General features: G+C 67.5%; 16 protein-coding genes and 1 pseudogene. 11 read left to right on the forward strand and 6 right to left on the reverse strand.

The genetic code is table 11. The annotated features are described in order from the left end of the window. Positions 1–801 precede the first annotated feature (801 nt). On the forward strand, positions 802–1,026 hold the full coding sequence (locus tag ACIA73_RS41425; RefSeq protein ID WP_399444190.1) for a hypothetical protein: 225 nt from the start codon (positions 802–804) through the stop codon (positions 1,024–1,026). A gap of 60 nt (positions 1,027–1,086) precedes the next feature. Here ACIA73_RS41425 and ACIA73_RS41430 read toward each other — a convergent pair whose 3' ends face one another. The 4 genes from ACIA73_RS41430 to ACIA73_RS41445 form a co-directional block, all read right to left on the reverse strand. Then, a complete protein-coding gene (locus tag ACIA73_RS41430) occupies positions 1,087–1,902 on the reverse strand; it encodes an ExeA family protein (RefSeq protein WP_399444191.1) in 816 nt (271 codons plus the stop codon). Between the two features lie 43 nt (positions 1,903–1,945). Next, complete coding sequence (locus ACIA73_RS41435) at positions 1,946–3,304, reverse strand: DDE-type integrase/transposase/recombinase (RefSeq protein ID WP_399444192.1); 1,359 nt, start codon at positions 3,302–3,304, stop codon at positions 1,946–1,948. A 104-nt stretch (positions 3,305–3,408) separates the two neighbouring features. Continuing rightward, positions 3,409–4,047, reverse strand: a complete 639-nt coding sequence (locus ACIA73_RS41440; protein ID WP_399444193.1) for a DUF6431 domain-containing protein — start codon at positions 4,045–4,047, stop codon at positions 3,409–3,411. 27 nt (positions 4,048–4,074) lie between these two features. Then, complete coding sequence (locus ACIA73_RS41445; RefSeq protein WP_399444194.1) at positions 4,075–4,506, reverse strand: hypothetical protein; 432 nt, start codon at positions 4,504–4,506, stop codon at positions 4,075–4,077. 127 nt (positions 4,507–4,633) lie between these two features. Between ACIA73_RS41445 and ACIA73_RS41450 the strand changes: the two genes are divergently transcribed. After that, positions 4,634–5,038: a histidine phosphatase family protein gene (locus tag ACIA73_RS41450; RefSeq protein ID WP_399444195.1), complete on the forward strand. Its 405-nt coding sequence runs from the start codon at positions 4,634–4,636 to the stop codon at positions 5,036–5,038. 129 nt (positions 5,039–5,167) lie between these two features. Here ACIA73_RS41450 and ACIA73_RS41455 read toward each other — a convergent pair whose 3' ends face one another. Beyond that, entirely contained in the window at positions 5,168–5,392 is a 225-nt protein-coding gene (locus ACIA73_RS41455) for a hypothetical protein (RefSeq protein ID WP_399444196.1), read from the reverse strand. 144 nt (positions 5,393–5,536) lie between these two features. On the opposite strand from ACIA73_RS41455, the gene ACIA73_RS41460 reads away from it, so the two are divergent. The 8 genes and pseudogenes from ACIA73_RS41460 to ACIA73_RS41495 all read left to right on the forward strand — a co-directional run. Further along, positions 5,537–5,698 (forward strand): hypothetical protein, encoded by a 162-nt coding sequence (locus ACIA73_RS41460; RefSeq protein WP_399444197.1) that lies wholly within the window; start codon positions 5,537–5,539, stop codon positions 5,696–5,698. A gap of 93 nt (positions 5,699–5,791) precedes the next feature. After that, complete coding sequence (locus ACIA73_RS41465) at positions 5,792–6,970, forward strand: tyrosine-type recombinase/integrase (RefSeq protein WP_399444198.1); 1,179 nt, start codon at positions 5,792–5,794, stop codon at positions 6,968–6,970. Next, the gene (locus ACIA73_RS41470) at positions 6,967–9,582 is read left to right on the forward strand and encodes a tyrosine-type recombinase/integrase (RefSeq protein ID WP_399444199.1); all 2,616 of its coding nucleotides are present in this window, start codon (positions 6,967–6,969) and stop codon (positions 9,580–9,582) included. The genes ACIA73_RS41465 and ACIA73_RS41470 overlap by 4 nt, the downstream gene beginning before the upstream one ends. Continuing rightward, entirely contained in the window at positions 9,579–10,157 is a 579-nt protein-coding gene (locus tag ACIA73_RS41475) for a DUF6262 family protein (RefSeq protein ID WP_399444200.1), read from the forward strand. The genes ACIA73_RS41470 and ACIA73_RS41475 overlap by 4 nt, the downstream gene beginning before the upstream one ends. Before the next feature lie 67 nt (positions 10,158–10,224). Next, complete coding sequence (locus ACIA73_RS41480; RefSeq protein WP_399444201.1) at positions 10,225–10,701, forward strand: hypothetical protein; 477 nt, start codon at positions 10,225–10,227, stop codon at positions 10,699–10,701. A 255-nt stretch (positions 10,702–10,956) separates the two neighbouring features. Then, entirely contained in the window at positions 10,957–11,829 is an 873-nt protein-coding gene (locus tag ACIA73_RS41485; RefSeq protein ID WP_399444202.1) for a DUF6192 family protein, read from the forward strand. Positions 11,830–11,831: 2 nt separating this feature from the next. Continuing rightward, positions 11,832–12,239 carry a hypothetical protein gene (locus ACIA73_RS41490; RefSeq protein ID WP_399444203.1) on the forward strand — a complete coding sequence of 136 codons (408 nt, stop codon included), beginning with the start codon at positions 11,832–11,834 and terminating at the stop codon, positions 12,237–12,239. Positions 12,240–12,273: 34 nt separating this feature from the next. Beyond that, a pseudogene (locus ACIA73_RS41495) lies at positions 12,274–13,083 on the forward strand (IS5 family transposase); the annotation flags it as partial. Positions 13,084–13,135: 52 nt separating this feature from the next. On the opposite strand, the gene ACIA73_RS41500 reads toward ACIA73_RS41495, so the two are convergent. Next, positions 13,136–13,492, reverse strand: coding sequence for a YciI family protein (locus ACIA73_RS41500; protein WP_399444204.1), 357 nt, complete (start codon positions 13,490–13,492; stop codon positions 13,136–13,138). A gap of 61 nt (positions 13,493–13,553) precedes the next feature. On the opposite strand from ACIA73_RS41500, the gene ACIA73_RS41505 reads away from it, so the two are divergent. Next, positions 13,554–13,737: hypothetical protein (locus ACIA73_RS41505; protein WP_399444205.1), on the forward strand; the 184-nt coding region annotated here is incomplete at its 3' end.

The raw sequence follows: 13,737 nt of genomic DNA on the forward strand, positions 1-13,737 counted from the left end.
TCGGCTACCTCACACCAGCCGAGACCAGGCAGCGGCACCAACACGCCCTCGCGGCATAACCGACGAGTGTCCAAGATCACGGGGAAGCTTCAGCTGGAAGTCTGACCCTTGTAGACGACACCCGATTGTTTCATTTTGAACAATTGAGCGTTGATGTTTCCCAAGGCCTTGGCGTAGGCGTAGGAGCGCAGTTGCGTGTCTTTCGCCGTGCCCGCTTGGAAAGCCTTGGTTTGTTCCGTCCGCATCCGTTGAAATGCGGCTGTTGCTGCTCCACGCGCGGCTACTTCTGCCGTATTGGTGCTCGGGGCAGGCGAGGCAGTGGGGGAACTCGACGGAGAGCCTTTGGCGGCATCGCCAGAGCTGCATCCGGTCAAGGACAGAGCTCCGAGGAAGACGGTCAGGGAGGCTGCTGCAGTTCGGTTCCTCCACCCGCCGCCGTGCTTCGAGTGTGCTGGTGCCATGGGGTCTCCGTCCGTGAACCGCGTTCTGGTGAGGTGGAGTTGTGGGGTGTCCCGTAAGCCCCAGGTAGCTGGTTCGGCCACATACGTTACGCATAGAAAGGTCAACATCCCAGCGCGTTCTGCCAGTTCAGGCCTGCTGGAAGGTTTCCAAACCACAACAATTCCGTACGGCCTGAGGACGCAACCCGAGAGCTTCCGCCCGTGGGACAGGAAATCTGTGCTCTGGGTTGATGCCATGTCAGGCGATCGATGGGCCGCGCCGGGTTGGTCTGGTATTGACCGCACGGACGCTGGCGGGTACGTGCTGCGGTGCGGCAGAGCGGAGTAGGGCAGGAGCGAGGTGTGTGAGCAGGGCGTCCTCCAGTTCCGGCTGGTGGTCGTTGCCGTCGAGGCGGGTGAGGATGTCGCCGACCGGTCGGCGATTGAGGCCGGCAGTAATGGCGGCCTTGAGTGCAGGCAGAAGGTCGGGGCGGTGGTAGTCACTCAGGACGTCGTGCACAGCCTGTTGAGCGACGTTGAAGTTGTGCATGGTGGCGACGTGTTGCTTGTCGACGTGGCGGTGTGAATCGACCCCGGCGGCCGTCAGGCCGCCGGGGTCTTCATGGTCACGGTGTCGCTCTGGTGGTCAATCTGTCGTCATGATCTCCGCGACCGCGGAGCGGGTAGAGGACTCGTCGACGATGCCTTTCTCCTCGGTGAAAGCGGCGATCAGTGCCGCCCAGGCGATGTTGTTGACCGAGCGGGGCAGACCGCGGCTGGTGAGGTGGATCAGGTCGATGGCGTCGTCGGAGAAGAGCGGGTCGGAGCGTCCGGCGATGGTCAGGTGGTGCTTGACGTAACTCGCGGTCTCGGCGGCGGTCATCGCGGGCATCTCATAGTTGATCGAGATGCGCTGGTCGAGGGCGGCCAGGACGCCGTGTTTCATCCGTTTGCGCAGGGTCGGCTGGCCGATCAGCAGCAGTGCGAAGGGCGTGGTGGAGTCCATGTCGTAGTTCGTGAGCATGCGGATCGCGTCGAGTTCGTTGTGGTCCAGGAGGTGGGACTCGTCCAGGACGAGCGCGGGAGTACGGCCCCGCTCGTCGAGCTCGGCAGCCAGGACGTCGGCCGCCTGAACGGCGAGAGCGGAAGTGTGGAACTTCGGGGTGTCGCCTAGGCTGGTGACGATGCGTTCGTAGATGCCGCGCATGCCGACCTCGGGATTGGGCTGGTAGATGACCTTGAAGCGGGCCGGGTCGAGGGAGGAGACGGCGCCCTTGAGCGCGACGGTCTTGCCCGCACCGACCTCGCCGGTGACCACGCCGATGGCCCGGTTGTTGACGCACCAGGCGATGCGGGCGGCGGCCTCCTTGTGGGAGTCGTGCTGGTGGAGCATCGAGGGGGCCAGGTTCCGGCCGAAGGGGACGCGGGTGAACCCGAAGAATCCCTGAACGCGTTCGATCACGGAATGCTCCTCATCGAGGTGGTGCGGAGGGTGGCTGTCTCGGTCACGGCGTCTCCGGATCACCCATGAGGGCCGCGTAGTTGATGCCCTTGGCGGTGCGGGCGGTGTGCTCGCTCTCCAGGATCTTCAGGTAGTCGATGCCGGTCCGCGGGGCGGGCTCGCCCGGGGTCTCGGGCGTCGCTTTGGGGTGGGTGTGGCGGCCGACGTGGTGCGGCAGGGCCTTGCCCAGCACCCGGTTGTGGGCCCGTACTTCGATCTCGGAGAGGTCGAACGGATCGAAGACCAGCTCGACGCGCATGCCGACCAGCATCGGGTCGACCTCGTAGGTGTTGCCGTGCAGACTGACCGTCCTGGTCTTGGTCACCGTGCGCTTCTCCGACCACAAGAACGCCTCGCGCAGGTCGGCCGGGAAGGGCAGCGGCAGCGGCTGGGGAATCGCGGCAAGCCACCGCTCGATCGGCGGCTGCCCCGTCTCGGAGTGCACCGTGCGGTGATATACCGTCTCCACCCACGCAGTGAACAGCCTGTTCAGCTCGCCCAGCGACTCGATCCGGCCGGCGCCCTCCTCATCGAGCTCGACGAGGAACTGATCACGGACCGTGCGGAAGAACCTCTCGATCTTGCCCCGGCCCTGCGGACGTCCGGGCCGCGAGTGCGTCAGCTTGATCGCCAGACTCGCGCAGGCCCGCAGCAGCCAGGCGTCCACGAACGCGGACCCGTTGTCGACATAGACCGATTCGGGAACCCCGCGCGAGGCCAGAGCGGGCCGCAGGGCCACGGCCAGGCGGACGGTGTCCTCCGCGAACCCGAAACGGTGCCCCACGATCGCCCGCGAATGGTCGTCGATGAACGCGAACAGGTACGTCTTCCGCCCGCCGATCCTCGGCCCGTGCAAGGCGTCCCCGGTCCACAACTCGTTGCCGCGGACCGCCTCGAACCGCCCGAAAACACTGCGCTGACCACTCTCCCCGGCGCCGGTCAGCCCGGCGTTCACGAAGTGCCGCTGCAAGGTGCGGTCGGTCGGCGACCAGCCCTGCGTCGTGCGCAGAATCCGCTGGATCTGCGCGGCCGTCCGCGCCGGGTTCTCCCTCTTCAGCGCCGCGGCCAGCTCCAGCACCTCCACCGGCGTGCGCGGAGCGACCTGCCGCGGCTCGGGCACCAGAGCGGCGAAACCGCCCTGCCGGTAGGCCCGCGTCCAGCGGTCGATCGTCCCCCGCGAGACCCTCACCTGACGGCCGAACGGGTCAGTGTGCTCGCGCGCCGCGACCTCCCGCGCCAGGCGCCCGCGCTCTCGGGTCGTCAGCTTCGAATCGATCAGGTCCTGGACCAGGCCATAGCGGAACAGGCCCACCTGCCGGGCCTTGTCCGCCCGCCGGCGGTCCTCGTCCTCACTCGATGACATGCGGCACTCCACCTCGCCTCTCGATCAACGGCCCGCACCTGCGTGGCCGACACGATCAAGATTCGCGGCACCTCCCTCCCGGTCCCAGGGGCGACCCGTGTTGCTCAACTCGGCAAAGAAGCACAGGCCAGAAGGCCCCCCGCTATCACCCGCCCGGCGAACTCCCACCGCGACACGGTGTTCACGCCCGCCCACTTCTCCCCGGCCGCCCGATGCGCGGCCACCACCGCACTCACCGCGTCCGCCAAAGGCGAGCGGGACGCCTCCGGGACCACTGGTTCATCGGCGAGCGCAACCAGCACCACGGTGAAGTGCCTCCGTACCTCCTCCGACCTGCGGCGAAAGCGGCGGAACCAGCCACGGACGGTACCCTCCGACAGGCCCAGATGAGCGGCGACCTGGCGGTGCCCCATGCCCAGGGCAGCTATTTCCAGCCCCGCCCCGATCACCTCGGCCGTGTCCCTCTGCCGTGGCCACAACCCCTCCGGCAAGAGCACATGTGTGACGTGGCAGCCCGCGCAACGCGACCGACGAGGACGTACGAGGAAACGTGCGCCGAGATCACCACGGACCTCACGCGGCCGGCCGTGACCCCACGGTGCCAGCGCAGCCCCGCACGACGGACACATCAACTCACCCGCCCGCAGCTGGCGTTCCATGAGAACCACATCGGCGTCCACGACGAGCACCAGGCGGCCTCCGCGACTTGGCGCGTGCTCGCCTGCCGAGCACGGAGAAAGCATCGCCAGCCTGCCCGGACTCCTAAAGGATCATGTCGGATCAGGGTGATCCGGCCAATCGCCCAGGGCAGCAGCCAAGCGGTCACGCATCCCCGGATCACCCACCTCAACGGCCAGCCGGTAGGCGACCGGCCCCACCTGCCACCCTGCGTGATAGTCGAAGGGCGGCGGCGACCCGGCCGCATTATGGGCCAGCTTGGCCACCAGCTCCGCAAGCCGGAAGTACAGGCTCTCCGTCGCCGCGAAGGACTCCCCCGAGGCGAGTCCGCGCCGCCGGATCTGGTCGAACACAGCACGGCCCGTCGGCCATTGTGTGCGGTCTGCCGCAAGCGCCATCGCGGCCTCGATCTCGACGGGCTTGCCCAGGTGTACCGCCGCGGCCCCGAGAACCCTGCCCGCCCACACGACCGGTTCCCGCTGCCCCTCGAAGAGCGAGCGCCCCCACCAGGCCAACCAGTCCATACTTCCGCTCATTTGGTGATCAGGCCAACACCGGGAACAGCCGACAACCAAGTTCCCCACGAGCCTTCATGTCCACCGTGTCGTCGCGCACGAAGCAGGCCCAGACCACCCAACAAGATCAACGCTCATGTCCATCACAAGCGTCGCCGACCCCCACCTACGTGCTCACACAGAGAGTCGCCCAACAGTTGAGGTCACCGCCTTGCTGAACGAGCAGCACTACGGCGACGCCACGTACATGACCAAGCGGCAGCTGTTCGCGACCTGGCCCGCGTGCGCGGAGGACCGGCAGACCGCCAAGCACCTGTGGAAGCCGCCGGGCGAGGACGGCGAGTCCCTGGCCGTCGGCGTGCTGGGCAGGGCCCGGGCCTTTGTCGCCAGTCTCGAAGAACGTGCGCCGTCCGTAGTGGCGGTGACGCACCACACGGCGATCCTGGCGCTGCGCAGCGTGCTGGAGTACCGGCCCGTGACCGAGCTCGTCGTTGAGTCCCTGTTTTTGAAGGCTGGTTTTGAGGTCTGTTCGGCTGGATGATCTGGGTGTGGCATCGGGTGGGGCTGCTCGGCGGTATTGCCGGGAGTGCGGTGATCCTCTGCCGTCGAGGATGGCGGCGGAGGCAGTGTTCTGTTCCAGTCGGTGCAGGTCGCGGCGGTGGCGGGCACTTCAGCGGACGCGGCGGCGGGTAATGGCGATGCAGCGGGGCGAGACAGTTGCGTGTCCGGTGTGCGGGCGGGTGTGGACGGTAGGCGTGGAGCGTTCGCGCTCGGCGAGGTACTGCTCGTCGCGGTGCCGGGTGCGGGCTTTCCGGGAGCGGGCGTCGCGGAATGGTGTTACGGAAACGCCGTAGCCGAACGGCGCGAATAGGGGCAGGCCGGTGCCATCGGGCATTTGGGGTGGGAGCGGAGTGCTTCGCGCGCCCCTGATTCACGCTCTGCCGGAGGGTGTTGGGGACACGTCACGCTGGCTGTGAGCTGGGCCTGAGTCGTTTCGATCGGCTGCCGTCGGTAGCCGCGCCGGGCCCGGGGTGGGGTGGTGGGCGTCGTGGTGGAGCGGGTCGGGAACGTCACACGGACGCGTTACGAGCAGATCGTCGCCGAGGCGCGTGAACTGATCGCGCAGGTGGCGAAAGCCCAGTTCACGTTGGGTGACAAGGCGTTGGAGATCTTTACCGACCGGGGGCAGTGCTGCTCGTGATGTCCGCTTGGGCCTGTGACTTGGACGTCACGGGCTCGTTTACCGACCGGATCCGGAACGTCCGTCATGTTCCGGAGTCGGTACGGAGGACGAGTGGCACGGCATGTGGTGATCGGGGACTTGAGGGTCCAGCAGATCGACCGGAAGGACGGACGGCGGTCGTGGACGATCGTCTGGCCCGAGGGCACGGTCCACAAGGAAGCGGACCGGTTCCTGCGTGCATACGAGGGCTCGGGCACGCAACGAACGTACGCGTACTTGCTGGTGGACCATCTGCGGTGGCTGGAGCGCGAGTGTCTCGCGTTCGCAGCAGTGGTACTGCGGGATCTTGAGCGGTACATGGGCATCGTCGGAGCGGAGGTGCGCCTGCCGCTCGGCGAGCCGTGGCGTCTGGGCAAGCGGCCGTACGGACAGGCCGCGCTGTCCACCGCGGCGGCCTGCTTGAAGGGTTTCTATCGGCAGCAGGCCGAGCTGGGCATCAACGCCGAGCTCGGCTCGGCCCTCAACGTCTCCCGGCTGCCGACCCGGGTCGACCGCGACCGCGCCCTGCTCGGGCACGCCACACGCAGCCTGCCGGCGAATCCGCTGGCACCGACTCGGGTGCGACGACGGCATCCGAAGATGCTTCCCGAGGGCGCGCAGGACCTGCTGCTGGCCGAGGTCCACGCCGCGCGGGACCGCGTTCTCGTCAGCTGGCTGGCGGACGGTGGCTTTCGCATCGGCGAGATGTGCGGCTTGCACCTCGCCGACCTGCACCTTCGCGAAGGGGCGGCCTGCGGAGACTGCCGGGCTCCGCACGTCCACGTCTGCCATCGCGAAACGAACGCGAACCGGGCCCGGGCGAAGACGAAGTACCCCTGGTCCGTGGAGAGCGGAGTGGTGACCGGTGGCCTGATCAAGCGCGTCAGTCCCCACATGATCCACACGTACTTCGAGTACATGACCAGCGAGTACCCCAAACACCCCGGTCACGGAATGCTGTTGGTCCAGCTCCACGGGCCCGAACGGGGACAGCCGTGGGCGACTGTCGGAGCCCGCCGGATGCTGGGGCGGGCCTCGCTCCGGGCCGGTCTGGGCAAGGTGAAACCCCACGCGTTCCGCCACGAGTTCGCCTCCGCAGTGCTGGACGCCTCCGGCGGCAACCTTCTGATCGCCCGGGACGCCGGCGGCTGGGCATCCACCAGCACGGTCGACGAGATCTACGCCCACGTCGACATCCACGACCCTTCCTTCGACGCCGCCCTGCGCAAGGTCTGGGGTGAGCGGGCATGACGGAAGCACTCAGCGGTCTGCGTCTCCTCACTGAGCCGGACGGCCGTGAGTCTAGGGACCGGCTGGAGATCTTGACCGCGTTGATCAACGGACCGGGCTTTGATCCGCTGCTGCGGGCAGACGTCATCAAGGTCCCCGCCGAGCATCCGGTCTTCGGCTGGGGGTGCCGAGTTTCGCAATGCCAGCGATCCGCGCACGGCACCAGCGACCTGTGTGACACCCACCGTCAGCAGTGGGTCACGTGTGGCGGGGCCGAGGCCGAGCGGGCCGAGTTCCTGCGGACGGCGGAGCCGTTGCCGCTGACCACGGCCGCCTTCACTGGCCCATGCAGGGTCACTGGGTGCGAGCGTTTTGCCCTGGGCCACAGATACCGGCTCTGTGCTCGGCACGACAACCGCTGGCGCAAGGCCAGCGCCCGCGGCCAAGAGGCCGAGCTCGACTTTGATGAGTGGCTGGCCATCGAGGTGCCCTACGCGAGCTTCGGCGTCTGCTCGGCGGCGTCCTGCCGCGACGGGGCGGGATCACCGCTGGGGCTGTGCCCCAACCACGACCAGCGCTACGACCGCGCGGGAAGACCTGGTGGTGCTGAGCTTCCGGGAGGCTGGTTCCACTCCCACGAGCGGGACCCGTCATCGGTCGCCGTCCGCTACCGGGACGAGAAGGTGTTCCGTCAGTGGTGCCGTGACGTCGATCCGCTACTGAGGGTCGGCGAGATCAACTTCCTCGGCCTGCACCCGTTGCTCAAGGCGGAGTTCCAGTGGGGGCTGTTCGCCCACCTGCGGCAGAATCCCCGGACCCGGTGGCTGCCCGTCGACGTCCAGAACCTGGTGAACTCCTGCCGGGCGATGGACTCGCTGACCGGCTTCGACCTCGATAACTGCTCGCGTCGTGCGCGGGGCCTGACCAAGGAGATCCTGCAGTCATTGCGGGTGGTCTACGTGACGCCCTCGCAGACGCGGGAGGCTGGCTACCTGGAGCTGGATCACTTCGGGGCCAGTTTTCGCGGTTCCAACAGCCACTACGACCTGTCCGGAGTGTCCCAGCGTTGGCTCCGTGACCTGCTCTGGGACTACATTGCCTCCCTGTTGAGGACACCGGGGAGCCCCCGCACCCGGAGTCCGTACAACGACATGCGACGGGCCTGCCTGGAGCTGAGTTCCTTCCTGGAGGTCAATACCGGCGGCGGCGGCCACGATCCGGAGCTTCTGCGGGCTGAACACGTTCACCGCTTCCTGGCCGATCAGCGCCACCGGGCCCGGTACCGGATGCCCTCGCTCGTCGTGCAGTCACGCGGCGGCAAGGCCAGCACCGTCACCGAGACGACCCAGTACTTCGTACTGGCCAGCACACGCAAGATCATGCGCTGGGCGATGGAGACCGGGGAGGCCGATCGGATCGGCCTGGGCCGGGAGTTCATCACGGCCTTCCCACCGATGGGCACTGGGCGCACCCGCACCCGCAGCCCATTCAGCGACGAGGTCGCCCGGGCCCTGGCCGACGAGGTCAGCCTCAAGCACTTCGCAGACGCCTACGACCCCGGCGACCGGGGCCTGCGTGAGATCTGGGAGACGATCGTCGTGACCGGACGGCGGGCCGGCGAGGTGATCAAACTGCGGCTGGACTGCGTGGGTCGCTATGGCCAACTGCCGATGCTCTGGCACGACCAGACCAAGGTCGGCAACTACGACCAGGCCATCCGCATCCCCGAGTACACCTTCCAACGGATCAACGAACGCCGACACAAGACCCTGGCTCGCTTCGAGGGCAGGTTCGGCCGACCGGCCACCCCGCAAGAGCGGGCACGGATGGCCTTGTTCCCCGCACCGAAGCGCAACCCTGGCTTCGAGACGTCCGTCAGCTACGCCTGGTACAGTGCCGCGTTCCACGACTGGGTCGTCGATCTCGACCTGGGATCGTGCGTCACCCATCAGGCCCGCCACACTCTGGCGACCAGGCTGCTGGCCAGCGGCGCAGGGCTGCACCACATCAAGCGCTACCTCGGACACCTCTCGACCCGGATGGCTGAGCACTACGCGAAGGTCGCCGTCTCCGAGATCGAGGACGTACTGCAACACGTCTGGGTCACCGGACCGGGCGCGACCAGCCCCGGAACGGTGCTCTCCAGCGGCGCCACCCCGCTCGACCGCCGCCAGGCCGAGGCTCTGGCCGTGGACCTCACCCGTCGCAGCACCCCGGCCGAGGGCGGATTCTGCACCTTCCAGCCCGTGGTCGACGGCGGCGCATGTCCCTGGAACCTGAACTGCCACAGCTGCGACAAGTTCGTCATGTCCGGCGCCGACCTGCTCTACTGGCGCCGCAAGCGCGAGCAATGGCACACGCTGGCCGAGCGTGCTCCAGACGATGCCACCGCCGACTACCTGCACCAGGTCTTCGAGCCAACCGCCCGCGCCATCGACGGCCTGGAGAAGGCCCTGGCCGGCCTCGGCCTCCTGCAAGACGCTCTCGCCCTGGACCTGCGCAGACCCCAGGACTATTTCCATCGCATGTGGTCCACGACCTTCCGCGCGGCCGACCTCGCAGCCGCTGCCGATCCCGACGAAGACGAGTACGGCGATCTGGCCACGACCAACGACGAGGAAGCGTGCGCATGAACACCGTCGTCCCCGAACCCCGCACGGCCGCAGCCTTGGCAGCCCGCCGCCGCAAGGCCGACATCGCCGTTCAACGAGTCCACGACGCCCTCGCCCGGCTCCGCCGCGAAAAGGCCCAGATCAGCGTGGCCGCCATTGCCCGCAGCGCGGACGTTTCCCGCACCTTCCTCTATGACAACCCCGAGGCCAGGACGGCGATCTCCGAGGCGATGGCCCAAGCCGGCGAACATCGGTCACGGCCCCTCGCCGACCAAGCCGACGAACGCGAATCGACCTGGCGTGAACGCGCGCTGAACGCCGAGGACGCACTCAAGACGGCGCACACAGAGATCACCACCCAGCGCACCCGCATCGGCGAACTCCTCGGCGAGATCCGTGACTTGGAAACCGCATGGACCGAGGAGGCCGTCCAGCGCATCACCACCGAGAACACCACCCTCAAGCAGCGACTCCGCCAGATCACCGCCGAGAACCGCACCCTCGACGAGCGACTCAAGGCCGCACGGTCCAACCTCCGCTTCCAGGACCGGCGCATCGCCGACCTCGAAGCCCAGATCGCGGCTCCCACTGACTGATCCGCACTGGTCGGCGGCCATCGCACCGCTGGTAAGAGGGCCGCCGACCGTGATGCACACTTGGCCGATGTTGTTGACATTCATCGCAGAGGTCGCGGACGAGCCCCTGGTCCTGGACCCCGGCAACCGGGCGACCGAGTCGCAGACCAACACCTGGCATCTCGGCGCAGACGCCAAGGAACGGGCGACGCTGTCCGTGGAGGAGGTGGCTGCCGCCTTCGAGAGCACCGCGAGGGTGTTGCGTGACCGCATCCGGGCCCTCGGTCTGCACGGGACCGCCACTTTCTACGTCTGGCACGACGAGCAAGCCGGACAACTGCGCTGTTCGACCTCTTCCCAGCCTCCGGAATCGCTCCCATTCGGTGGCACCTACGTACTGACCGGGACGCTCGAACCGATCATCACCAGCTTCCTCGACGACAGGGATCCCGGCTCGGTGCCCTGGACCGACCGCACACCATCCGAGTCCGACGGCAAGGACCGGGCTGCGGCGGATTCCCCGCCGTTCCCTGTCTGGACCTGCCGAGTCGGGCGCGACGCCTGACAGCCCACTCGGTCCGCGTCCGGATTACGTCCCCTGCAGCCACGCGGCATGTCTCTGGCTCCCATGGCATCGCAAGATAGTCGATCTTGATGTTGGTGGACCGTGATATATGGTCCGCCCGAGAGGGGCCTTGAGGACCACTCCATCGGGCGACGCTAGAAGCTAGTACGGCACTGTCGCGGACATGTAGTCTACGAATCGTCGCAGTTCAGAGCCGGTATCCGAGCTCCTGCGGTCGGTAAAGACTTCGAGCCGATGAGGCCGCATGGCGGGTCGCTGCCGAATGGCACGGACGACCTCTACACGGTCGAGGAGTCGTTGCAGCTGTTCGCGGACGACATCGGCGTGACGGCGGCGACCGTCAAGGACTGGCGGTATGTGGCCTGCCGCTGGCCGGAGGTGAAGCGCAAGCCGGGCATCTCGTTTACCGTTCACCGGATTCTCGCGTCGGTCGCGGACGAGGAGGAACGGTGGGCGTCGATCGAGGAGGTTCCGCGCAACCCCCGCACGGGGGAACGGCGTTGGACTCCGGATGCGGCGAAGCGGCTGGTGGGGCAGCGGGTCGACCGGCCGGTGACGGTTGAAGAGAAGATCCGGGCGGTCACCGATCTGACCCGGGACGACGAGGTCGCGGGGCGGGTGGCGGCGGATCTGATGCGGCGGCCGGCCGCCGCGGCGAAGGTCCCTGCCAAGGAGCGTATCCGCGTCGTTGAGGAACTGACCCGGGACGACGAGGTCGCACAGGAGGTCACCACCGGTCTGCTGAAGCGGCCGTCCGTCGCGCGGCGGGCAATGCGGGACGATTCCGCCCGGCAGAGCGTCAACCGGGCCCAGTTCGACAACTCCGAGGAGGTCAGGGAGCGAGTCCGCGAGCGGACCCCGGCCGTTCGGAAGATCGAGCACACCATCGAGTACCTCGACCTGGTCGGCTCCTGCCACAGTTACGTGGCCACGCTGGGGCGGCTGGTGCCCAGGATGCGGGGCCAGGAGTTCACCGAGGACGAGCGGGAGACCGTGCGCCGTGGCCTGGCCAAGGTCAGGGCGGCGGCCGACTGGCTGGAAGCGGCCATCGATCAGGGCGAGTTCACCCTGGACGAGCAGTTGGCCCAGCTCCTCAAGGGCGAATAGCCGTGCCCCGCACCGCTCGCCCGCTCGGCGAGCACTACGGCGACCTGGTCCGCGTCGCGCTGATGGAAGCCAGACCCTCCGGGCTGCAGACCGTCCAGCTGGTGGCCGCGACCCGGTTGAAGAAGTCGCAGGTCGCCCGCGGTATCAGGCACCTGCGGGATGTCGGCGCCGCGGAGAAGCTCACCCCGATCATCTGGCGGCGGAAGGACGGGTACATGTTCTCCGACGAGCCCGCGGACTGGATCGAGTACGAGAAGAAGCAGCTCCTGCAGATTCTCGGCCGCCTCACCCGGATGATCACGGGCACGCTCGATCCGCACCTGGCCCGCTTCCCCGACGACGAGTGGGCCCTGCTGGTCACCGCCCAGCTGACCGGAGTCCGCGCGACCCTCGCCCAGCTCGCCAAGTAACCCCGCCCGCTCCTGATCCTTGATGGGCCCTGCCATGCCTCCTTCCGCCCGCCGCCGCTATCCCTCCGACACCACGGCTACCGAGTGGGCCCTCCTCGAACCACTTCTGCCCGTCCCGGCCTGCGAGACCAAGACCGGCGGGCATCCCGAGAAGTGGCCCCGTCGGCAGATCGTCGACGCGATCCGCTACATCACCGACAACGGGGCCAAATGGAGGGCACTTCCCACCAATTTCCCCCCATGGGAGACGGTTTACGGCTTCTTCTGGAGGTGGCAGCGGGCCGGTGTCGTCACCTTCATCCGGGACCAGCTGCGGCGGCGCGTCCGCACCAACCTGGGGCGCTGCCCCTTCCCCGTCACGATGATCGTCGATTCCCAGTCCGTCAAAGCCGCGGAGACCGTGGGCCGCGACAGCCGGGGCTGGGACGAAGCCAAAAAGATCAACGGCAGGAAGCGCCATATCGCCGTAGACACGAAGGGCCTGCCAGTGATGGTGATGGTCACCCCGGCGGACATCCAGGACCGTGACGCCGCCCGCGACCTGCTCTTCCGTCTCCACCTCACCCACCCCCAGCTCACCCAGGTCTGGGCCGACCGCGGATACGCCGGCACCCTCGTGACCTGGGCCGACCAACGACTGCACGTCACCCTGCGGCCGGTCTCCCGCCCCAAGGGCGCCAAGGGCTTCGTCGTGGTCAAACGCCGGTGGAAAGTCGAGCGGTCCATCAGCTGGTACATGCAGGCCAGGCGCAATACCCGGGACTACGAACGGCTCGTCCAGCACTCCGAAGCCCACATCAACTGGGCCTTCATCACCCTCATGACCCGCCGACTCACCCGCTCCAACAAGGCCCAACAAGACCTCGGGCGCCGGTAGTCAGCAGAAGGCGGCCCGGCTACTCGGTAGGCGTGTCGCGCGGTTCCCAAACCTGCACCGGACGCACCTGGACATAGCCAAACTCCATGGGAATCCGCTGAGCAATTCGGACAGCATGGTCGATGTCGTCCGCCTCCACAACGAAGTAACCACAGGGCACCGTGACGCCTGGCGCAAGAGACGGCGACGGGGCGACATCGCCACCACGGACGTCGACCGACACGGCAGTGGACTGGAACTCATTGCCGTGGACCAGCACGTCCCTGTGCTTCTCGGCGAACTCGTAGTGCTGCTCGACGATCCGGTCACGCACCGCCTGTTCGGCCGACGACCAGGCAACCTCATCCTCGTGGACGAGCAGAACGAACTGCGGCATAGCTGACCCTTCCCCGCTGAAACGCGCCACGGAGATCGAGTGATCCCCGAAGAAGGACCAAGTGTCGTCGGCACCCCACTATCGCGCAAGTGTTCTATTGACCTTCATTGAGGGCCGTCCACGAGGAGACCTGGCTTCAAAAACAGGGACTGAGGCCAGGGTGCGCAAGACGCCGAACGCGGGGGTCCTGGTCTACGAGCGGTGCGCCGGGCGCTTCCGCCAGGTCGACGCCGCTGAACCGGACT

It is taken from the genome of Streptomyces sp. NPDC051561 (assembly GCF_044454195.1).
In the GTDB taxonomy this organism is placed as follows: domain Bacteria; phylum Actinomycetota; class Actinomycetes; order Streptomycetales; family Streptomycetaceae; genus Streptomyces.

Coding starts and splice junctions, on each gene's coding strand:
- ACIA73_RS41435 (WP_399444192.1), bottom strand. CDS start 3,304: ATGTCATCGAGTGAGGACGAGGACCGCCGGCGGGCGGACAAGGCCCGG.
- ACIA73_RS41440 (WP_399444193.1), bottom strand. CDS start 4,047: ATGCTTTCTCCGTGCTCGGCAGGCGAGCACGCGCCAAGTCGCGGAGGC.
- ACIA73_RS41445 (WP_399444194.1), bottom strand. CDS start 4,506: ATGGACTGGTTGGCCTGGTGGGGGCGCTCGCTCTTCGAGGGGCAGCGG.
- ACIA73_RS41450 (WP_399444195.1), top strand. CDS start 4,634: ATGTCCATCACAAGCGTCGCCGACCCCCACCTACGTGCTCACACAGAG.
- ACIA73_RS41455 (WP_399444196.1), bottom strand. CDS start 5,392: ATGCCCGATGGCACCGGCCTGCCCCTATTCGCGCCGTTCGGCTACGGC.
- ACIA73_RS41470 (WP_399444199.1), top strand. CDS start 6,967: ATGACGGAAGCACTCAGCGGTCTGCGTCTCCTCACTGAGCCGGACGGC.
- ACIA73_RS41475 (WP_399444200.1), top strand. CDS start 9,579: ATGAACACCGTCGTCCCCGAACCCCGCACGGCCGCAGCCTTGGCAGCC.
- ACIA73_RS41480 (WP_399444201.1), top strand. CDS start 10,225: ATGTTGTTGACATTCATCGCAGAGGTCGCGGACGAGCCCCTGGTCCTG.
- ACIA73_RS41485 (WP_399444202.1), top strand. CDS start 10,957: ATGAGGCCGCATGGCGGGTCGCTGCCGAATGGCACGGACGACCTCTAC.
- ACIA73_RS41500 (WP_399444204.1), bottom strand. CDS start 13,492: ATGCCGCAGTTCGTTCTGCTCGTCCACGAGGATGAGGTTGCCTGGTCG.